At 59.7% G+C, this 18,883-nt stretch carries 18 protein-coding genes and 2 tRNA genes; 17 read left to right on the forward strand and 3 right to left on the reverse strand.

The window, feature by feature from the left end; translation table 11 throughout:
• Position 1: 1 nt before the first annotated feature.
• On the forward strand, positions 2 to 919 hold the full coding sequence (locus WA367_RS07670; protein WP_336056211.1) for a dihydrodipicolinate synthase family protein: 918 nt from the start codon (positions 2 to 4) through the stop codon (positions 917 to 919).
• Between the two features lie 149 nt (positions 920 to 1,068).
• Here the strand turns inward: WA367_RS07670 and WA367_RS07675 are convergent.
• A tRNA-Val gene (locus tag WA367_RS07675) sits at positions 1,069 to 1,144 on the reverse strand.
• Positions 1,145 to 1,353: 209 nt separating this feature from the next.
• Here WA367_RS07675 and WA367_RS07680 point away from each other — a divergent pair.
• Positions 1,354 to 1,430: transfer RNA gene (locus tag WA367_RS07680), tRNA-Asp, on the forward strand.
• 114 nt (positions 1,431 to 1,544) lie between these two features.
• Here WA367_RS07680 and WA367_RS07685 read toward each other — a convergent pair.
• A complete protein-coding gene (locus WA367_RS07685) occupies positions 1,545 to 2,186 on the reverse strand; it encodes an exopolysaccharide biosynthesis protein (RefSeq protein WP_336056212.1) in 642 nt (213 codons plus the stop codon).
• A gap of 105 nt (positions 2,187 to 2,291) precedes the next feature.
• Between WA367_RS07685 and WA367_RS07690 the strand changes: the two genes are divergently transcribed.
• Entirely contained in the window at positions 2,292 to 3,086 is a 795-nt protein-coding gene (locus WA367_RS07690) for a hypothetical protein (protein ID WP_336056213.1), read from the forward strand.
• 57 nt (positions 3,087 to 3,143) lie between these two features.
• Here WA367_RS07690 and WA367_RS07695 read toward each other — a convergent pair whose 3' ends face one another.
• Positions 3,144 to 4,346 carry a winged helix-turn-helix domain-containing protein gene (locus WA367_RS07695; RefSeq protein WP_336056214.1) on the reverse strand — a complete coding sequence of 401 codons (1,203 nt, stop codon included), beginning with the start codon at positions 4,344 to 4,346 and terminating at the stop codon, positions 3,144 to 3,146.
• A 288-nt stretch (positions 4,347 to 4,634) separates the two neighbouring features.
• Between WA367_RS07695 and WA367_RS07700 the strand changes: the two genes are divergently transcribed.
• The 14 genes from WA367_RS07700 (at position 4,635) to WA367_RS07765 (ending at position 18,874) form a co-directional block, all read left to right on the forward strand.
• Positions 4,635 to 5,000, forward strand: a complete 366-nt coding sequence (locus WA367_RS07700; protein ID WP_036481151.1) for an NADH-quinone oxidoreductase subunit A — start codon at positions 4,635 to 4,637, stop codon at positions 4,998 to 5,000.
• Positions 4,991 to 5,566, forward strand: a complete 576-nt coding sequence (locus WA367_RS07705) for a NuoB/complex I 20 kDa subunit family protein (protein ID WP_336056215.1) — start codon at positions 4,991 to 4,993, stop codon at positions 5,564 to 5,566. The genes WA367_RS07700 and WA367_RS07705 overlap by 10 nt, the downstream gene beginning before the upstream one ends.
• Before the next feature lie 11 nt (positions 5,567 to 5,577).
• Positions 5,578 to 6,180 (forward strand): NADH-quinone oxidoreductase subunit C, encoded by a 603-nt coding sequence (locus tag WA367_RS07710; RefSeq protein ID WP_336056216.1) that lies wholly within the window; start codon positions 5,578 to 5,580, stop codon positions 6,178 to 6,180.
• A 37-nt stretch (positions 6,181 to 6,217) separates the two neighbouring features.
• Positions 6,218 to 6,586 (forward strand): four helix bundle protein, encoded by a 369-nt coding sequence (locus WA367_RS07715; RefSeq protein WP_336056217.1) that lies wholly within the window; start codon positions 6,218 to 6,220, stop codon positions 6,584 to 6,586.
• A gap of 69 nt (positions 6,587 to 6,655) precedes the next feature.
• A complete protein-coding gene (locus tag WA367_RS07720; RefSeq protein ID WP_336056218.1) occupies positions 6,656 to 7,846 on the forward strand; it encodes an NADH-quinone oxidoreductase subunit D in 1,191 nt (396 codons plus the stop codon).
• Entirely contained in the window at positions 7,846 to 9,135 is a 1,290-nt protein-coding gene (locus tag WA367_RS07725) for an NADH-quinone oxidoreductase subunit E (RefSeq protein ID WP_336056219.1), read from the forward strand. The genes WA367_RS07720 and WA367_RS07725 overlap by 1 nt, the downstream gene beginning before the upstream one ends.
• A 10-nt stretch (positions 9,136 to 9,145) precedes the next feature.
• Positions 9,146 to 10,450: an NADH-quinone oxidoreductase subunit NuoF gene (gene nuoF / locus WA367_RS07730; protein ID WP_336056220.1), complete on the forward strand. Its 1,305-nt coding sequence runs from the start codon at positions 9,146 to 9,148 to the stop codon at positions 10,448 to 10,450.
• A 49-nt stretch (positions 10,451 to 10,499) separates the two neighbouring features.
• Complete coding sequence (nuoG, locus tag WA367_RS07735; RefSeq protein WP_336056221.1) at positions 10,500 to 12,581, forward strand: NADH-quinone oxidoreductase subunit NuoG; 2,082 nt, start codon at positions 10,500 to 10,502, stop codon at positions 12,579 to 12,581.
• Positions 12,582 to 12,590: 9 nt separating this feature from the next.
• Positions 12,591 to 13,634: an NADH-quinone oxidoreductase subunit NuoH gene (gene nuoH, locus WA367_RS07740; protein WP_336056222.1), complete on the forward strand. Its 1,044-nt coding sequence runs from the start codon at positions 12,591 to 12,593 to the stop codon at positions 13,632 to 13,634.
• Between the two features lie 40 nt (positions 13,635 to 13,674).
• Positions 13,675 to 14,166 carry an NADH-quinone oxidoreductase subunit NuoI gene (gene nuoI, locus WA367_RS07745; RefSeq protein WP_036481135.1) on the forward strand — a complete coding sequence of 164 codons (492 nt, stop codon included), beginning with the start codon at positions 13,675 to 13,677 and terminating at the stop codon, positions 14,164 to 14,166.
• A 189-nt stretch (positions 14,167 to 14,355) separates the two neighbouring features.
• A complete protein-coding gene (locus WA367_RS07750; protein ID WP_336056223.1) occupies positions 14,356 to 14,976 on the forward strand; it encodes an NADH-quinone oxidoreductase subunit J in 621 nt (206 codons plus the stop codon).
• A 2-nt stretch (positions 14,977 to 14,978) separates the two neighbouring features.
• A complete protein-coding gene (nuoK, locus tag WA367_RS07755) occupies positions 14,979 to 15,287 on the forward strand; it encodes an NADH-quinone oxidoreductase subunit NuoK (RefSeq protein ID WP_036481131.1) in 309 nt (102 codons plus the stop codon).
• A gap of 19 nt (positions 15,288 to 15,306) precedes the next feature.
• Positions 15,307 to 17,298 carry an NADH-quinone oxidoreductase subunit L gene (gene nuoL, locus WA367_RS07760; RefSeq protein ID WP_336056224.1) on the forward strand — a complete coding sequence of 664 codons (1,992 nt, stop codon included), beginning with the start codon at positions 15,307 to 15,309 and terminating at the stop codon, positions 17,296 to 17,298.
• A 70-nt stretch (positions 17,299 to 17,368) separates the two neighbouring features.
• Positions 17,369 to 18,874 carry an NADH-quinone oxidoreductase subunit M gene (locus tag WA367_RS07765; protein WP_036484181.1) on the forward strand — a complete coding sequence of 502 codons (1,506 nt, stop codon included), beginning with the start codon at positions 17,369 to 17,371 and terminating at the stop codon, positions 18,872 to 18,874.
• The last annotated feature ends 9 nt before the right edge of the window (positions 18,875 to 18,883 follow it).

The raw sequence follows: 18,883 nt of genomic DNA on the forward strand, positions 1-18,883 counted from the left end.
GATGCAAACGCCACTGACCGGCATTCTTCCAGTCGCGCCCACACCTTTTCATGATGATGGACGTGTCGATGAAGAAGGCATGCGCCGGGTTCTCGACTGCATGATTGACCAGGGTTCCGATGCGATCTGCATTCTGGCCAACTACTCCGAGCAATTCGTGCTGTCGGATGAGGAGAGGGCGGTTCTGACCCGCCTCAGCCTGGAGCATGTGGGCGGTCGCGTGCCGGTCATCGTGACCACAAGCCATTTCTCCACCAATATAGCAGTCGCGCGCGCACGCGAAGCCGAGGCACTGGGTGCCTCGATGCTCATGATGATGCCGCCCTATCACGGCACGGGTCTCAAGGCTGACGACGAAGCCATCATGGAGCATTTCGGTGCCGTGAGTGACGCCATCTCCATACCCATCATGGTGCAGGATGCACCGCTTTCCGGGGTGAACCTGCCGGTCCCCCTGCTTGCACGCATGGCACGCGAGATCGAGCAGGTCAGCTATTTCAAGATCGAATGCCCCTTCGCTGCCGACAAGCTGGCCGCCCTCATCGAGGCTGCCGGTGAGCATGTGGTGGGGCCTTTCGATGGTGAAGAAGCCGTGACGCTTCTGGCCGATCTGGATGCCGGCTGCACCGGCACGATGACCTCGGGTATGTTCCCAGACAAGATAAAGCCCATCGTGACCAGCTATCTGGCAGGCGACAAGGCTGCAGCGCTTGAACATTGGCAGGCCTGCCTGCCGCTCATCAATCATGAGAATCGCCAATGCGGACTGCGCGCCTGCAAGACCATCTTCAAGGAAGGCGGCGTGATCGGCTCGGATTATGTGCGCCACCCCCTGCGCCCGATGAGCGCACGCACGAAGGAGCGTCTCGTCTCACTGGCGCGTGACCTGGATATTCTCGCCCTGCGCTGGGGCAAATAGAGCCAGCCGCAGCCCTTCAAACCCGCGCGAACAAGGCCGCATGTGCAAGGCAGCATGTGCGGTCTTTGTGCATGCAGATGAAAAGGGCGCGGAAACCCTGCCGCTCGCAGCAGCAACTTCGTTTCCACGGTAAATGCAGGCTAGGGAAATGGTGGGCGATGAGAGACTCGAACTCCCGACATCTTCGGTGTAAACGAAGCGCTCTACCAACTGAGCTAATCGCCCTTGCAGCCCCGCGCTTGTTGCGCGTTGGCAAGGCCGTCCGTTTAGGCGCTTCTTGAAATTATCGCAAGTCCCATTGTGGATTTTTGCGTTGATTTTAGACCTGTTGAAAATTCATTCGGCAAAGTGCGTTTCACCTGCTTGACAGTCGGACGAATACCCCCTAATTCAGCGCCACAACGCCGGGGCGCACTGCTTCGGCCCAACGAAAAGCGGGTGTAGCTCAGTTGGTTAGAGTGCCGGCCTGTCACGCCGGAGGTCGCGGGTTCGAGCCCCGTCACTCGCGCCACTTCCCACCACGGTGAAGTGGCTACCGCTTTCTCTCAAAAGTAAGCACGTTGCGAAAAGACAGCCCCTCCGGGGCTTTTTTCGTTTGTTCCTGAAACTCTTTGAAACCTTGGTGTCAGCCGCCGACGAAGAACCAGAGGCCCGCGCCCACAGCCGCGATCGCAATAACCGAGGCGAGAATCATCAACATTCCATCGCGCACGAGAAGCGCCAGGCCCAGGGTGGCTATCGCCAGCATTGGGCCGGTGCTTGCGAAGGGGAGAAGCTCCAGTGGCGGCACGGCCAAAGTGAGAAGGATGGTGATCGCTGCAGCCACACGCACGAAAGGCTTGGTCGTCAGCCACCGCATTCGTCCGTGAAAGTGGCGGTCCAGGAACCTGGCCGTGGAACGCGCCTTTTTCGTACCCTTCTCCAGCTTGTCGGCCGATACCGCGCGTTTGAGGATGAAGTCGGGCAGCCAGAAGTGCTTTTTGCCAATGAGAATCTGTACGGCAAAGATCAGGATGATCAGCGCCAGCACGGTCGGCACGCCGGGAATCGCGCCAAGAGGCGAAAATTCGATCAGGGGCGGGACGATGAGAAAGGGGCCGTAGGAGCGATGCCCAAAGGCATCCATCATCTGCCCGACGCTGACCTTTTTCTCATGCTCCGCCGTCTCGTGAAGGCGGTCCAATATGTCATTGATGCTGTGTGGATCATCTTCAGCCATGCTGGCGAAACGGAACAACAGCCTCAACGGTTCCCGCTGCTCCGTCACCTGCACGCTTCTTTACCCAGCTAAAAATATCGTCATCCCTCTGCTGGAACATCCTTCCAGTGGGGATGTTCGGCGGGTCACGAGCAGTTTCAAAAGGAGGTACACATGAAACGTCTTGCTCTCTCGATCGCTGCCCTTGGCCTTTCTACCGGTCTTGCCAACGCCCAGACGACGCCTTCGCTGGAAGGTCTGGTCAATGTGAATATCCAGGACGTCCTGCAGGACATCGCTGTTGATCTCAACGTCGAGGACAACAATATCCCCGTGACGGTACAGGTACCGGTGAATGTCGCAGCCAATGTCTGTGATGTAAGCGTAAATGTTCTTTCCGCCCAGCTCTCCAGCGGCGATGCAAACTGCACGGCGACCACCGGCTCGCAGGAGCTCACCCAGTTTGTCATGCAGCAGATGGCTTCCGGCGGATCGGCCACTGGCGGCTCCACTGTCAACAATGACAGGACCGCAACTGCTGGCACGTCCGACGGCTCGACTGATGCAACGGCAGACGGCTCGACCGACGCCACGGCTGACGCCGATGCAGGCGGCACGGACACTTCCGTGGACGGTTCTGTCGATGCAACGGCGGATGCTGATGCCGGTGCCGATACGGATGGTTCAGCTGACGGTGAGCTGAATGCCGACGCCGATATTGATGCAGGCGCAGAGGCCGATGCCGATGTCGCTGCGGATAGTGATGCTGATGTAAATGCCGAGGGCGAGGCCACGGTAGATGCCGACGCCAATGTCGAAGGTGAAGTCAGCGATGAGACCATCGCTTCGGTCTGTGACGACGCAGTAAAGAATCCCGCTGGCAAAGTTGCACCGGGTCAGGCCATGAAGATGGGCGATGTCGACCACGCCCGTGATTGCGCACCGGGTCAGTTGAAGAAGGCCGAATAAGGCCCTGATTCGATTCGGCATTGTTCAAACCGGGTGCCTCTTGGCATCCGGTTTTTACTATGCACGGTCGAGAGCGTGGCCAAGCAGCAGACAGAAATCACGCTCGCCCGCTACACAGACGCCGGACAAGCCAAGCCAACGGGACATCTCAAGCAGGCTTTCAGCCAGGGCGCTGGCGGTTTCTTCCGCTGCGGCTCCTGCCTCGAGTGAAGCATTTTGGACAAGGAGGACGCCAGCCTTGCGGTCAGCCTTGAGATCCACACGCGCCACGAGCGATTCGCCAAGCAGAAACGGATAGACATAATAGCCATGCTGGCGCTTGTGCGCGGGCGTGTAGATTTCGATCCGATAGTGGAATCCGAACAGGCGCTCCGCCCGGGACCGCTCCCATATCAGTGGATCAAAGGGAGCCAGCAGGGCCCTGGCATGCACCGGGCGCGGCTTTCGGGCGTCCCTGTGCAGATAGGCCGTGTTGCGCCATCCTCTTACATTAATTGGCTCCAGCACACCTTCTTCGACAAGTTCCTCTATTCTTGGATAGGCGTCGGCTGGAGAAAGCCGGTAATAGTCACGCAGATCGCCCTGGGTCGCCACGCCGAGCGCCCGCGCTGCCTTTTCAATCAGCTGGCGCTGCGCATCCTGCCGGTTCGGAGTGTCGGTGGCTGCGATTTCGGGTGGCAGCACGCGTTCAGGCACATCATAGATGCGTTCGAAATTCGTGCCCCGTGAATGGGTGGTGACGAGCCCCGCCCAGAACAGCCATTCAAGCGCCCGCTTTGCATCCGACCATTCCCACCATCCGGCCTGCCCCTTGTGACCTTCAATCGCAGAGCAGGTGAGGGGGCCTTCGCGCTCCACGCGCTGTAAAACGCTTTTGATGAAGTCCTTCTTTTCCTCTCCGAAGCGTGCAAGCCCGGAATAGATCCCTTCGCCATTGCGTGCGCGCTCCATCCGCCAGCGAAAAAGCGGCTGATCCTCAACGGGCAACAGCGAGGCTTCATGCGCCCAATATTCGAATGTTGCACGCGGGCGGCGCTTGCCCGCGCTTTCCAGCAGCGCCTGCGGATATGCACCCATTCGTGAAAACAGCGGCATGTAATGAGCGCGCACCGCGACATTGACCGAGTCGATCTGGAACAGTCCGATTCGCCTTAGCGTCTTCAGAAGTTGGGTTCGGCCAACCGCCTTTGGCGAAGCATCACCAAAACCTTGCGCCAAAAGCGCGATGCGACGCGCCTGAAGATTGGTGATTGTCTGCATGTATGAAACTGCTCCCGCCTGCCTCAGCCATGCTATGCGCGCAGGCCCTGCAGGGCCAGCCGCCCAAGCTCCTCTCCTGACAGGTGAGGTGACCGCGGTGGAAAAGGGCGCAATCAGTCACTTATGCCCAAACTTTGCCACGTTAGACTTGCGTCGCTCAAGCGCCTGCGCTAACCCTCGCCGCGTTGCAACATGGGCATGAGCCGCGCTGCCGATTTCCAGCTTCGACAGGTCCGCGACAGCCCCAGTACGGAACCGGGCTGAAAACCGGTAACGGAAAGTCGGACAATGAACGATCTACTGAGTTCATATCTACCAATCATCATCTTCATGGGCGTGGCGCTGGCCATCTGTCTGGTGCTTGTGATTGCCCCGTTCCTGGTTGCCTATCGCAATCCGGATCCGGAGAAGCTTTCCGCCTATGAGTGTGGCTTCAACGCCTTTGACGACGCGCGCATGAAGTTCGACGTGCGTTTCTATCTGGTGGCCATCCTCTTCATCATCTTCGACCTGGAAGTCGCCTTCCTCTTCCCCTGGGCCGTGTCCTTCGGCGAAGTGGGCTGGATGGGTTTCTGGTCCATGATGGTGTTCCTTGGTGTTCTCACCATCGGCTTCATCTATGAATGGAAGAAGGGAGCGCTGGAATGGGATTGAATGACAAGACCCTCGTCGCGCCCCAGCCGCGCGGTCTGATCGACCCGAACACCGGCAATCCGGTTGGCGAGAATGATCCGTTCTTCACCGGCATCAATGACGAGCTTTCTGACAAGGGGTTCATCGTAACCTCTTCGGAGGCGCTGATCACCTGGGCGCGTACCGGCTCCTTGATGTGGATGACCTTCGGTCTGGCCTGCTGCGCGGTGGAGATGATGCATGTCTCCATGCCGCGCTACGACGCGGAGCGTTTCGGCATCGCGCCGCGCGCCTCACCGCGCCAGTCCGACGTGATGATCGTCGCCGGCACGCTGACCAACAAGATGGCGCCCGCTCTGCGCAAGGTCTATGACCAGATGCCCGAGCCGCGTTACGTCATCTCCATGGGCTCCTGCGCCAATGGTGGCGGCTACTACCACTACTCCTATTCGGTTGTGCGCGGCTGCGACCGCATCGTGCCGGTGGACATCTATGTGCCGGGCTGCCCGCCCACCGCTGAAGCACTGCTTTACGGTATCCTTCTTCTGCAGAAGAAGATCCGCCGTACCGGCACGATCGAGCGCTGAGGTTTGAAGTCATGAGCGAAGCGCTAAAGGACCTGGCGGCCTATATCACCGAGAAGCTGGATGCTCAGATCCAGGATGCAGTTGTGGCCTATGGCGAACTGACGCTGATAGTCGAGGCCGGCGACATCGTCGATGTGCTGAACTTCCTGAAAAGCGATGTTCAGTGCCAGTTCGTGTCCTTCATCGACATTTCCGGTGCCGACTATCCGGCGCGCAAGAAGCGGTTCGAGGTGGTCTACCATCTCCTGTCTCCGCGTCAGAACCAGCGCATCCGCGTGAAGCTGTCGACCGATGAAGACACGCCCGTGCCTTCCGTCATCGACGTCTTCCCCGGTGCCGACTGGTACGAGCGGGAAGTCTACGACATGTATGGCGTGCTCTTCACCGGCCACCCGGACCTGCGCCGCATCCTGACTGACTACGGTTTCGAGGGTTATCCGCTACGCAAGGATTTCCCGCTGACCGGCTATGTCGAGGTTCGCTACGACGGCGAAGCCAAGCGCGTGGTCTACGAGCCGGTGGAGCTGCGCCAGGAATTCCGCAACTTCGACTTCCTCTCTCCGTGGGAGGGAACGGAATATGTGTTGCCGGGGGATGAGAAGGCAGAGAACTAGCGAATAGGGAGTAGCGAGTAGAGAGTAGGGGAAGGCGTTGCCGATAACATCCTATCGTGACTTGCATGTCTGGCGAATGGCCATGGATTTGGCAGTTCAGTCTTACGAGGTCACGAAGGGTTTTCCTGCTGAAGAGCAGTTCGGCATGACTTCGCAGATCAGGCGGGCATCGGTCTCGGTGCCAGCCAATATCGCAGAAGGTCATGGTCGAGACACGACAGGCGCATTCATCCAGTTTCTACGTGTTGCTCAAGGTTCGCTGAAAGAACTGGAGACGCATCTGATATTGGCGTCTCGATTGAACATGTTGAGTGAGCCAAAGCTGGGCGAGATGCTGGCGGCGACCGAGGAAATAGGAAAGATGGTCAGAACCATGATCAGGCGGTTGCAGGAGAAGAATACATGATGCGGCAATCGCACCCTATTCGCTATTCACTACTCGCTATTCGCTCTGGCCACGAAGGGGCCATGCGTCATGCCTGAAACATCCGTCCGCAATTTCAACATCAATTTCGGTCCGCAGCATCCGGCGGCTCACGGCGTTCTGCGCCTTGTGCTGGAGCTTGACGGCGAGGTGGTCGAGCGTGTCGATCCGCATATCGGTCTGCTTCATCGCGGCACCGAGAAGCTGATCGAGTACAAGACCTACCTGCAGGGTCTGCCCTATCTCGATCGTCTCGACTATGTCGCGCCGATGAACCAGGAGCATGCCTATGCACTGGCCATCGAGCGGCTTCTGGACATCGATGTGCCGATCCGCGGCCAGCTGATCCGCGTGCTCTATTCCGAGATCGGCCGCATCCTTTCGCATCTTCTGAACATCACCACCCAGGCCATGGACGTGGGCGCTCTCACTCCGCCGCTCTGGGGCTTCGAAGAGCGCGAGAAGCTGATGGTGTTCTACGAGCGCGCATCGGGTGCGCGCATGCACGCGGCCTATTTCCGCCCCGGCGGCGTTCATCAGGATCTGCCCGATCAGCTTGTCGAGGATATCGGCAACTGGATCGACCCGTTCCTGAAGACGGTCGAGAATCTCGACAATCTCCTGACCGACAACCGCATCTTCAAACAGCGTAATGTCGATATCGGCGTGATCAGCCTGGATGATGCCTGGGCGCGCGGTTTCTCCGGCGTCATGGTGCGCGGTTCGGGTGCCGCATGGGATCTGCGCAAGAGCCAGCCCTATGAATGTTATTCCGAGATGGAGTTCGACATTCCCATCGGCAAGAATGGCGACTGCTACGACCGCTATCTCATCCGCATGGAAGAGATGCGCCAGTCGGCAAAGATCATGCGCCAGTGCGTGGACCGTCTTCTGGGTTCCGAGCGCACGGGTCCGGTCTCCAACACCGATGGCAAGATCGTGCCGCCCAAGCGCCCGGCCATGAAGCGTTCGATGGAAGCGCTGATCCATCACTTCAAGCTCTATACAGAGGGCTTCCACGTGCCTGCCGGTGAGGTTTACGCCGCCGTTGAAGCGCCGAAGGGCGAATTCGGCGTCTATCTCGTTGCCGACGGCACCAACAAACCCTATCGCTGCAAGTTCCGCGCACCTGGCTATGCTCATCTGCAGGCCATGGACTATATGTGCCGCGGACACCTGCTCGCCGACGTATCCGCCGTGCTCGGCTCCCTCGACATCGTGTTTGGTGAGGTAGACCGCTAATGTCAGTCCGCCGTCTTGCAGACGAAGCCGTTCAGCCCGCTTCCTTCGCTTTCTCTCCCGAGATGGGCGAGCAGGCGAAAGGCTGGATCGCTAAATATCCCGAAGGCCGTCAGCACTCCGCGGTCATCCCGCTCTTGATGCTCGCACAGGAACAGGAAGGCTGGGTCACGCGTGCTGCCATCGAACATGTTGCAGACATGCTCGACATGCCGCTGATCCGCGTCCTCGAGGTCGCGACCTTCTACACCCAGTTCCAGCTCCAGCCCATCGGCACCAAGGCCCACATCCAGGTCTGCGGCACAACGCCCTGCATGTTGCGCGGGGCAGGGGAGCTCATCGATCTTTGCAAGAAGAAGATCCATCCCGAGCCCTTCCACACCAATGCCGAAGGCACCTTGTCCTGGGAAGAGGTCGAATGTCAGGGCGCGTGTGTCAACGCTCCCATGGTCATGATCTTCAAGGACACTTATGAAGATCTGACGGTTGAGCGGCTCGATGAGATCATTGAGGCTTTCGAGGCGGACAAGGGCGATACGATCACGCCTGGTCCCCAGATCGACCGCACCTATTCCGCTCCGGCCTCCGGCCTCACCTCGCTCACCGACGAACAGGCGGTGAAGCGCAAGCACTGGCAGGGCTCTGCCAATGCCGAAGAGCCAAGTGCTGCAGAAGCCGACACCCAGGTCCCGCCGTCCCGTGCCGCGAAGCCCGAAACGGATGCGCGCGAGACCGATCCCGCAATCAAGTCGCCATCGCCGGTCAAGAGCGACAATTCGGTAGAGAAGGCTGCAAGCGCTGACGCGCCGAAGGAAAAGCCGGTTCAGGCCGATCGCGTGGCCGAAGAGACCGAAAAGACGGTCAAGACCCGCAATCACAGCGATGGGCATCGCGTTGAGGGCGAGGAACCGGAGCTCGAATCTCCCGAATTGCAGAAGGCCAAGGCCGTTCGTGATCCCGAGCCGGGACCGGAATCGCCTGCGCCCAACAAGGCCGCAAAGCCTTCGCTTGATGACGAGCGCCGACCCGAAGGCATTCGCCGTCCGGCTGAACCGGATGACCTCAAGATGATCTCAGGCGTTGGCCCGAAGATCGAGGGCATCCTGAACGAGCTGGGCATCTATACCTTCGCGCAGATTGCTGCCTGGACGCAGGATCAGCGCGACTGGGTCGACGGATATTTGCGCTTCAAGGGTCGCATTGATCGCGACAACTGGGTAAAGCAGGCAGACGCGCTGGCCCGTGGTGGCGAAGCCGAATATATCCGCGTTTTCGGCAAGAAGCCGCGGTGAGGAGAGTTTGATGCTTCAGGATCAGGACCGCATCTTCACCAATATCTATGGTCGCTTCGACAAGTCGTTGAAGGGCGCCATGTCGCGTGGCCATTGGGACAGCACCAACGAGATCATCGCGAAAGGCCGCGACTGGATCATCAACGAGATGAAGGCTTCCGGCCTTCGCGGCCGTGGTGGCGCAGGCTTCCCGACCGGTCTCAAATGGTCCTTCATGCCGAAGGAGCAGGGCGAACGTCCGCACTATCTCGTCGTAAATGCCGACGAGTCGGAGCCGGGCACCTGCAAGGACCGCGACATCATGCGTCACGATCCGCATACGCTGATCGAAGGCTGCCTGATTGCCGGCTTCGCCATGGGTGCGCACACCGCCTATATCTATGTCCGCGGCGAGTTCATTCGTGAGCGCGAGGCTCTGCAGCGCGCCATCGACGAATGCTATGACGCAGGGCTTCTGGGTCGGAACAACAAATGCGGCTGGGACATGGACGTGTTCGTCCATCACGGTGCAGGCGCCTATATCTGCGGTGAGGAAACCGCACTTCTGGAAAGCCTTGAGGGCAAGAAGGGCCAACCCCGCCTCAAGCCGCCATTCCCGGCCAATGTCGGTCTTTATGGCTGCCCGACCACGGTCAACAATGTCGAGTCCATCGCCGTTGCACCGACCATCCTGCGTCGCGGCGCTTCGTGGTTCTCCTCCTTCGGGCGCGAAAACAACAAGGGCACCAAGCTCTTCTGCATCTCCGGTCACGTGGAAAATCCGTGTACTGTGGAAGAAGAGATGTCGATCCCGTTCCGCGAGTTGATCGAGCGCCATTGCGGTGGCATTCGCGGCGGCTGGGACAATCTGCTTGCCGTCATTCCGGGCGGTTCTTCGGTGCCGCTCGTGCCCGCCGAGCAGATCATCGACACGCCGATGGATTTCGACAGTCTGCGCGAACTGAAGTCGGGTCTGGGTACCGCGGCGGTCATCGTGATGGACAAGTCCACCGATATCGTGAAGGCGATCGCCCGTCTCTCCTACTTCTATAAGCACGAAAGCTGCGGCCAGTGCACGCCGTGCCGCGAAGGCACCGGCTGGATGTGGCGCGTCATGGAGCGTCTCGTGCGCGGCGAAGCCCACAAGCATGAGATCGACATGCTGCTTGACGTGACCAAGCAGGTTGAAGGCCACACGATCTGTGCGCTTGGCGACGCGGCTGCATGGCCCATCCAGGGTCTCATCCGCCACTTCCGCCCCGAGATCGAGCGGCGCATCGATGAATTCACCCGCAACGCACACCGCGCCGAACCGGCGATGGTGGCAGCGGAGTAGGTTAAAGGTTCAAGCCCTTAGTGAGGGCGAGAGGCAACGGACAGCGATAATGGCAAAACTCAAAGTCGACGGCACGGAGATCGAAGTACCCGATCACTACACGCTGCTGCAGGCCGCTGAAGAAGCGGGCGCGGAAGTGCCGCGCTTCTGTTTCCATGAGCGCCTGTCGGTTGCCGGCAACTGCCGCATGTGCCTGGTGGAAGTGAAGGGCGGACCGCCCAAGCCTGCCGCATCCTGCGCCATGGGTGTGCGCGACCTGCGTCCTGGCCCCAATGGCGAGACGCCGGAAATCTTCACCAAGACGCCAATGGTGAAGAAGGCGCGTGAAGGCGTCATGGAGTTCCTGCTCATCAACCATCCGCTCGACTGCCCGATCTGCGATCAGGGCGGCGAATGCGATCTGCAGGACCAGGCCATGGCCTATGGCGTGGATTCCTCGCGCTTCCACGAGAACAAGCGCGCGGTTGAAGACAAATATATCGGACCGCTCGTCAAGACGATCATGACGCGCTGCATCCATTGCACGCGTTGTGTCCGCTTCACCACTGAAGTTGCAGGCATTTCCGAGCTCGGCGCGACAGGCCGCGGCGAGGATATGGAGATCACCACCTATCTCGAACAGGCCATGACGTCCGAGCTTCAGGGCAATGTCATCGACCTGTGCCCGGTCGGTGCGCTCACCTCCAAGCCCTACGCTTTCCAGGCGCGTCCGTGGGAGCTGTCCAAGACCCAGTCCATCGACGTGATGGATGCGGTCGGCTCGGCCATCCGCGTCGATGCCCGTGGCCGCGAGGTCATGCGCATCATGCCGCGCGTGAACGAGGCGGTGAACGAGGAGTGGATTTCCGACAAGACCCGCTTCGTCTGGGATGGCCTGCGCACGCAGCGCCTCGACCGTCCCTATGTCCGCAAGGGCAAGCGCCTTCAGCCGGCAACCTGGGTAGAAGCCTTCCAGGCAATCGCCAAGGCCGTCTCCAAGACCTCCGGCGAGAAGATCGGCGCGATTGCCGGCGATCTTGCCGGTGTCGAAGAGATGTTCGCGCTCAAGAAGCTGATGCAGTCGCTGGGCTCGACCAATCACGACTGCCGCCAGGACGGCACCAAGCTTGATCCGTCCCTTGGCCGCGCAAGCTATCTCTTCAATCCCACGATCGAGGGCATTGATGAGGCAGACGCTCTGCTGATCATCGGCTCCAATCCGCGCTTCGAAGCCTCCGTCATCAATGCGCGCATCCGCAAGCGCTGGCGCATGGGCGACTTCCCCATCGGCGTGATCGGCAATCCGGGTGACCTGCGCTACGACTACGAAATGCTCGGCGCCGGTTCCGACACGCTTGCCGAACTGGCAGGAGGCAATGGCGCCTTCCTCGATGTTCTGAAGAACGCAAAGCGCCCGATGATCATCATCGGTCAGGGCGCGCTGATGGGCGATGACGGCCAAGCGGTTCTCGGCCAGGCGGCAAAGCTTGCCGATGCCGTCGGTGCCGTTGGCGAAGAATGGAACGGTTTTGCCGTTCTCCACACCGCCGCTTCGCGCGTCGGTGCGCTCGATATCGGCTTCGTGCCGGGCGAGGGCGGTCGCGACATTGCAGGCATGGGTGGAAACATGGATGTCATGTTCCTGCTCGGCGCTGACGAGATCGACATGGCTTCGCTGGGTGAAGCCTTCACCGTCTATATCGGCACCCATGGTGACGCAGGCGCCCACCGCGCCGATGTAATCCTGCCGGCTGCGACCTATACGGAAAAGTCAGCGACCTATGTGAACACCGAAGGCCGCGTGCAGATGACCACCCGCGCCGGTTTCGCTCCTGGCGAGGCCAAGGAAGACTGGGCGATCATCCGCGCACTTTCGGAGGTTCTCGGCCACAAGTTGCCCTTCGACTCCGCTACCCAGCTGCGCGCTTCGCTCTATGAGGAGTTCCCGCATATGGCAGCCATCGACGCCGTCCAGGCGGGCAATGCGGCATCGCTTGCCAAACTGAAGAAGCTTGCAAAGAAGATGTCGGGCGCGGCATTCGTTTCGCCTGTAACCGACTTCTACCTCACCAACCCGATTGCACGCGCTTCTGCTGTCATGGCCGAGTGCTCCGCACTTGCGCGCGGCGAACTGAAACAGGCGGCGGAATAGAGAGAGACCATGGAATCCATCTTTTCCAGCTATGTGCTTCCAGGCCTGCTGATCCTCGCACAGTCGGTCTTCCTCATCTCGGTGCTTCTGATCTTCGTGGCATATATCCTTTATGCCGACCGCAAGATCTGGGCCGCCGTCCAGCTGCGCCGCGGCCCGAATGTGGTCGGCCCGTGGGGGCTATTCCAGGCATTCGCCGATCTTCTGAAATTCGTCTTCAAGGAGCCGGTGATCCCGTCCGGCGCGAACAAGGTCGTCTTCATCCTTGCCCCACTGGTCGCCGCAGTGCTCGCCCTTTCCACATGGGCGGTCATTCCCGTCAGCGAAGGCTGGGCGATCGCGGACATCAATGTCGGCATTCTCTACATCTTCGCCATCGCTTCGCTTGAAGTCTATGGCGTGATCATGGGCGGCTGGGCTTCGAACTCGAAATATCCGTTCCTCGGCGCGCTGCGTTCTGCCGCACAGATGGTCTCCTACGAAGTCTCCATCGGCTTCGTCATCGTGACGGTCCTGCTGACGGTCGGCTCTCTTAATCTCACGGACATCGTCCTGTCGCAGAGTGACGGTCTTGGCACCATGATCGGCCTGCCGAACAGCTTCCTCGACTGGAACTGGCTCGTTCTCTTCCCGATGTTCATCATCTTCTTCATCTCGGCACTTGCCGAGACGAACCGTCCGCCCTTCGATCTGGTCGAAGCGGAATCGGAGCTGGTAGCCGGTCACATGATCGAGTATTCCTCGACGCCGTTCCTGCTCTTCTTCCTTGGCGAATATGTTGCCATCGTCCTGATGTGCGCGCTCACCACCATTCTCTTCCTTGGTGGCTGGCTGCCGCCCTTCGACTTCGCACCCTTCACCTGGGTGCCGGGCCTGATCTGGTTCGTGCTGAAAGTCGTGATGGTCTTCTTCATGTTCGCACTGGTGAAGTCCTTCGTGCCGCGTTACCGCTACGACCAGCTGATGCGCCTTGGCTGGAAGGTCTTCCTGCCAATCTCGCTCTTCATGGTGGTGGCGACCGCCGCCTTCCTCAAGATCACGGGGCTTGCATGATGCGCGTCGTCATCAACGCCACCCAAGCTGGAGAATGACAATGTCAGCTCTTGCACAGGCCGCGAAATCGCTGCTCCTGAAAGAGTTCTTCGGAGCCGTCGTGCTCTCGATGAAGCACTTCTTCGCGCCCAAGGCCACGATCAACTATCCGCACGAAAAGGGCCCACTCAGCCCGCGCTTCCGTGGTGAGCACGCGCTGCGTCGCTATCCCAATGGCGAAGAGCGCTGCATTGCCTGCAAGCTGTGCGAAGCCATCTGCCCGGCGCAGGCCATCACCATCGAGGCCGGCCCGCGCCGCAATGACGGCACCCGCCGCACCGTACGCTACGATATCGACATGGTGAAATGCATCTATTGCGGCTTCTGCCAGGAAGCCTGCCCGGTGGATGCCATTGTCGAGGGCCCGAATTTCGAGTTCTCGACGGAAACCCGCGAAGAGCTTTACTACGACAAGGAAAAGCTGCTCGCCAATGGCGACCGTTGGGAGCGCGAACTTGCGCGCAATATCGAGCTTGATGGGCCCTACCGCTAAGGGAAGGGCTTTTTAGGCCGGGCGGAACTCTGTCCGGTGAACAACTGAACGGACCTGAGGGTCAGCGCTTCATGTGCGCCCCCTCATGGTCTAAGAGACACGCAAAACCTGCCGGGCTTCGTTTTGGGGCAAGGCAGAACTCACTAGGGGCAGCCCCGCGTCAGGTGCGGGTCAGGTACCGAGGGAACCATGCTTACAGGACTTGAGGCGATCTTCTTCTATCTCTTCGCCTTTATTGGAGTGGCGGCGGCCTTCATGGTCATTGCCGCGCGCAATCCGGTGCACTCGGTGCTCTATCTGATCGTCACCTTCTTCAATGCGGCGGCACTCTTCCTGCTGACCGGCGCGGAGTTCCTGGCGATGATCCTGCTCGTCGTCTATGTCGGCGCGGTGGCGGTGCTCTTCCTCTTTGTCGTCATGATGCTGGATGTGGACTTTGCCGAATTGAAGCGTGGCGCTCTTCAATATGCGCCCATCGGCGCTGTCATCGGCATAATCCTGGCAGTCGAACTGATCGTTGTTCTGGGCGGCTACGCCTTCTCGCCGGAAGTGGCGACGGAGATTGCCAAGCCCATTCCAGACATTGCCGAACGCCACAACACGGCGGCACTCGGCGACATTCTCTACACGGACTACATCCACTTCTTCCAGATTGCAGGCATGGTTCTGCTGGTGGCAATGATCGGCGCAATCGTGCTGACCCTGCGCCACAAGGAAGGCGTGCGGCGTCAGTCCATTCCGGCTCAGGTGGCGCGTACGCCGGAGACCGCTATCGAAATCCGCAAGGTTGAATCGGGCGAGGGCATCTGACGATGGAAGTCGGTATCGCACATTTTCTCACCGTCTCGGCGATCCTGTTCACGCTCGGCGTGTTCGGCATCTTCCTGAACCGGAAAAACGTGATCATCATCCTGATGTCGATCGAGCTCATCCTGCTCGCCGTCAACATCAACTTCGTGGCTTTCTCGGCCGTGCTGGGGGATCTCGTCGGCCAGGTCTTTGCCCTGTTCGTGCTGACAGTCGCCGCCGCAGAAGCCGCCATCGGCCTTGCCATCCTCGTCGTGTTCTTCCGCAACCGCGGCTCCATCGCGGTCGAAGACATCAACATGATGAAGGGCTGAAGAGGGAACGCATAAGAACATGTATCACCTGATCGTTTTCCTTCCGCTCATAGGCTTTCTGATCGCCGGTCTTTTCGGCCGGTCGATTGGCGCCAAGGCATCCGAATATGTCACCTCCGGCCTGCTGGTCGTGGCAGCTCTCCTGTCATGGGTGGCGTTCTTCACCGTAGCCTTTGGCTCCGGTGAGACCTTCACCGTGCCGGTGCTGCATTTCATTTCTTCGGGCTCGTTGCAGGTCGACTGGGCGCTGCGTATCGACACGCTGACGGTCGTCATGCTCGTCGTGGTGAACTCGGTGTCGGCGCTCGTGCATATCTATTCCATCGGATATATGCACCACGACCCGCACCGCCCGCGCTTCTTCGCCTATCTGTCGCTCTTCACCTTCGCCATGCTGATGCTGGTGACGTCTGACAATCTGGTGCAGATGTTCTTCGGCTGGGAAGGCGTGGGTCTGGCCTCCTATCTGCTGATCGGTTTCTGGTACAAGAAGCCATCGGCAAGCGCTGCTGCCATGAAGGCCTTCATCGTCAACCGCGTCGGTGACTTCGGCTTCATTCTCGGCATCTTCGGTGTCTTCGTACTATTCGGCTCGGTCAATTTCGACACGATCTTCGCTGCTGCCGCCAACTATGTTCCGGTGGAAGGCGGGGAGGGGACTGCCGGTGAAACGGTAATGACCTTCCTGGGCTACACGCTGACCATGGGTGGCGCGCTCACCGTGACGTGCCTGCTGCTCTTCCTCGGTGCAATGGGCAAGTCGGCTCAGGTGCCGCTGCACACCTGGCTGCCTGACGCCATGGAAGGCCCGACACCCGTTTCGGCGCTCATTCACGCCGCAACCATGGTCACCGCCGGTGTCTTCATGGTCGCGCGCCTGTCGCCGATCTTCGAGCTGTCGCACACCGCTTTGACAGTCGTGACCGCAGTCGGCGCATTCACCGCCTTCTTCGCGGCAACGGTCGGCCTGGTGCAAAACGACATCAAGCGCGTCATCGCCTATTCGACCTGCTCGCAGCTTGGCTATATGTTCGTGGCACTCGGCACGGGCTTTTACAGCGCGGCGATCTTCCACCTCTTCACGCATGCCTTCTTCAAGGCTCTGCTTTTCCTTGGAGCCGGTTCGGTCATCCACGCAGTCTCCGACGAGCAGGACATGCGTAAGATGGGTGGGCTACGCAAGCTGATCCCGCAGACCTACTGGATGATGATCATCGGCACGGTCGCGCTGACCGGCGTCGGCATCCCCGGCACGATTATCGGTACCGCCGGCTTCTTCTCCAAGGATGCGATCATCGAAGGCATCTTCGTGGGTGAGAATGCGGTTGCCGCGGTAGCCTTCGTGCTTCTCGTCGTGGCCGCCGCAATGACCAGCTTCTATTCCTGGCGCCTGATCTTCATGACATTCCACGGCAAGCCGCGCGCTTCCGCAGATGTCATGCATCATGTGCACGAGTCGCCGCTTGTCATGCTGGTTCCGCTGTTCATCCTGGCAGCAGGTGCGCTCTTTGCAGGCATCGTGTTCCACGACTTCTTCATCGGTCACGAATACGACCACTTCTGGAAGACCGCGCTCTTCACGCTGCCGGAAAACCATGTCCTTCATGACTTCCATGAGGTCCCCCTCTGGGTGAAGTTCTCACCGCTCTTCGCCATGCTGTTTGGCCTGGCTCTTGCGTGGAAATTCTATATCCGCTCACCGGAAGCACCGAAGGAACTGGCAGCACAGCATCGCGGCCTCTACGCCTTCCTGCTCAACAAGTGGTACTTTGACGAGGTCTATGACTTCCTCTTCGTCCGTCCTGCAAAGCGCCTTGGCCACTTCCTGTGGAAGAAGGGCGACGGCATGGTCATCGACGGCCTTGGCCCGGACGGCATTTCGGCCCGAGTGGTCGATGTGACCAACCGCATGGTCAAGCTGCAGAGCGGCTATCTCTACCACTATGCCTTCGCCATGCTGATCGGTGTCGCGGCACTGGTCACCTGGATGATGCTCGGGGGCTCGTTCTGAAAATGATTGATATCGGCGACGTCGTCATCGGGGGCGGCAGCACCATGATAAAGAAATGGATTTTGGCACAATGACCGACTGGCCCATTCTCTCCACGGTCACCTTCCTGCCGCTGGTCGGCGCGTTCCTCATCCTGCTTATCCGGGATGATGGCGCGAATGCGCGGCGCAATATCCGCAATGTCGCGCTGCTGACGACCGTCTTCACCTTTATCCTGTCGCTCTTCATCTGGATCGGCTTCGACAATTCCGCGCCCGGCTTCCAGATGGTTGAGAAGCAGGAATGGCTTGCCTCCGGCATCAAGTACCACATGGGTGTCGACGGCATCTCGATGCTCTTCGTCATCCTGACGACCTTCCTCATGCCCTTCTGCATCCTGGCGAGCTGGGAAGCGATCGAGCATCGCGTGAAGGAATACATGATCGCGTTCCTGATCCTGGAAACGCTGATGATCGGCGTCTTCTGCGCGCTCGACATCGTCATGTTCTACGTCTTCTTCGAAGCCGGCCTCATCCCGATGTTCATCATCATCGGTGTGTGGGGCGGCAAGCGCCGCGTCTATGCCAGCTACAAGTTCTTCCTCTACACGCTGCTCGGCTCGCTGCTCATGCTGCTGGCCATGATGGCGATGTATTGGGATGCAGGCACGACCGATATCCCGCAGCTCCTGACCCATGTCTTCCCGTCAGGCATGCAATACTGGCTATGGTTCGCCTTCTTTGCCTCCTTCGCGGTGAAGATGCCCATGTGGCCGGTACATACCTGGCTGCCGGACGCCCACGTCGAGGCGCCTACCGCCGGCTCGGTCATCCTGGCAGGCATCCTCTTGAAGATGGGTGGCTACGGCTTCCTGCGCTTCTCGCTGCCCATGTTCCCGGTCGCCTCCATCGACCTGGCTCCGCTGGTCTTCACCCTGTCGGTCATCGCCATCATCTACACCTCACTGGTGGCGCTGATGCAGGAAGACATCAAGAAGCTGATCGCATACTCGTCCGTCGCTCACATGGGCTTCGTGACCATGGGTATCTTTGCTCTCAACGAGCAGGGCATCCAGGGCGCAATCTTCCAGATGATCTCGCACGGCCTCGTTTCCGGCGCGCTCTTCCTGTGTGTGGGTGTCATCTATGACCGCATGCACACCCGAGAGATCGCGGCCTATGGCGGTCTGGTGAACAACATGCCGAAATATGCGGTGGTGTTCCTTGTCTTCACCATGGCCAATGTCGGTCTGCCGGGCACCAGCGGCTTTGTCGGTGAGTTCCTGACCCTGATGGCCGCCTTCCGTGCAAACAGCTGGGTCGCCTTCTTCGCGGCAACAGGCGTGATCCTGTCCGCAGGCTATGCGCTCTGGCTCTATCGTCGGGTGATCTTCGGCGCGCTGACCAAGGAAAGCCTCAAGGGCCTTTCGGACCTGTCGCTGCGCGAGAAGACCATCCTCTATCCGCTTGTCATCCTGGTGATTTTCTTTGGCGTCTATCCGGCTCCGCTGCTCGATGTGACGGCAGCTTCCGTCGAGGCGCTTATCAACCAGGTCGGTGTATCGGCCGAAACGGCGCAAGCCGCCGCAGCAAACTGAACGGGAACG

It is taken from the genome of Nitratireductor sp. CH_MIT9313-5 (genome assembly GCF_037029545.1).
In the GTDB taxonomy this organism is placed as follows: domain Bacteria; phylum Pseudomonadota; class Alphaproteobacteria; order Rhizobiales; family Rhizobiaceae; genus Chelativorans.

What these genes read in the sequence shown, in the direction of transcription:
- WA367_RS07670 (WP_336056211.1), top strand. Translation starts at nt 2, where the DNA reads ATGCAAACGCCACTGACCGGCATTCTTCCAGTCGCGCCCACACCTTTT.
- WA367_RS07690 (WP_336056213.1), top strand. Translation starts at nt 2,292, where the DNA reads ATGAAACGTCTTGCTCTCTCGATCGCTGCCCTTGGCCTTTCTACCGGT.
- WA367_RS07695 (WP_336056214.1), bottom strand. Translation starts at nt 4,346, where the DNA reads ATGCAGACAATCACCAATCTTCAGGCGCGTCGCATCGCGCTTTTGGCG.
- WA367_RS07700 (WP_036481151.1), top strand. Translation starts at nt 4,635, where the DNA reads ATGAACGATCTACTGAGTTCATATCTACCAATCATCATCTTCATGGGC.
- WA367_RS07705 (WP_336056215.1), top strand. Translation starts at nt 4,991, where the DNA reads ATGGGATTGAATGACAAGACCCTCGTCGCGCCCCAGCCGCGCGGTCTG.
- WA367_RS07710 (WP_336056216.1), top strand. Translation starts at nt 5,578, where the DNA reads ATGAGCGAAGCGCTAAAGGACCTGGCGGCCTATATCACCGAGAAGCTG.
- WA367_RS07720 (WP_336056218.1), top strand. Translation starts at nt 6,656, where the DNA reads ATGCCTGAAACATCCGTCCGCAATTTCAACATCAATTTCGGTCCGCAG.
- WA367_RS07725 (WP_336056219.1), top strand. Translation starts at nt 7,846, where the DNA reads ATGTCAGTCCGCCGTCTTGCAGACGAAGCCGTTCAGCCCGCTTCCTTC.
- nuoF (WP_336056220.1), top strand. Translation starts at nt 9,146, where the DNA reads ATGCTTCAGGATCAGGACCGCATCTTCACCAATATCTATGGTCGCTTC.
- nuoG (WP_336056221.1), top strand. Translation starts at nt 10,500, where the DNA reads ATGGCAAAACTCAAAGTCGACGGCACGGAGATCGAAGTACCCGATCAC.
- nuoH (WP_336056222.1), top strand. Translation starts at nt 12,591, where the DNA reads ATGGAATCCATCTTTTCCAGCTATGTGCTTCCAGGCCTGCTGATCCTC.
- nuoI (WP_036481135.1), top strand. Translation starts at nt 13,675, where the DNA reads ATGTCAGCTCTTGCACAGGCCGCGAAATCGCTGCTCCTGAAAGAGTTC.
- WA367_RS07750 (WP_336056223.1), top strand. Translation starts at nt 14,356, where the DNA reads ATGCTTACAGGACTTGAGGCGATCTTCTTCTATCTCTTCGCCTTTATT.
- nuoK (WP_036481131.1), top strand. Translation starts at nt 14,979, where the DNA reads ATGGAAGTCGGTATCGCACATTTTCTCACCGTCTCGGCGATCCTGTTC.
- nuoL (WP_336056224.1), top strand. Translation starts at nt 15,307, where the DNA reads ATGTATCACCTGATCGTTTTCCTTCCGCTCATAGGCTTTCTGATCGCC.
- WA367_RS07765 (WP_036484181.1), top strand. Translation starts at nt 17,369, where the DNA reads ATGACCGACTGGCCCATTCTCTCCACGGTCACCTTCCTGCCGCTGGTC.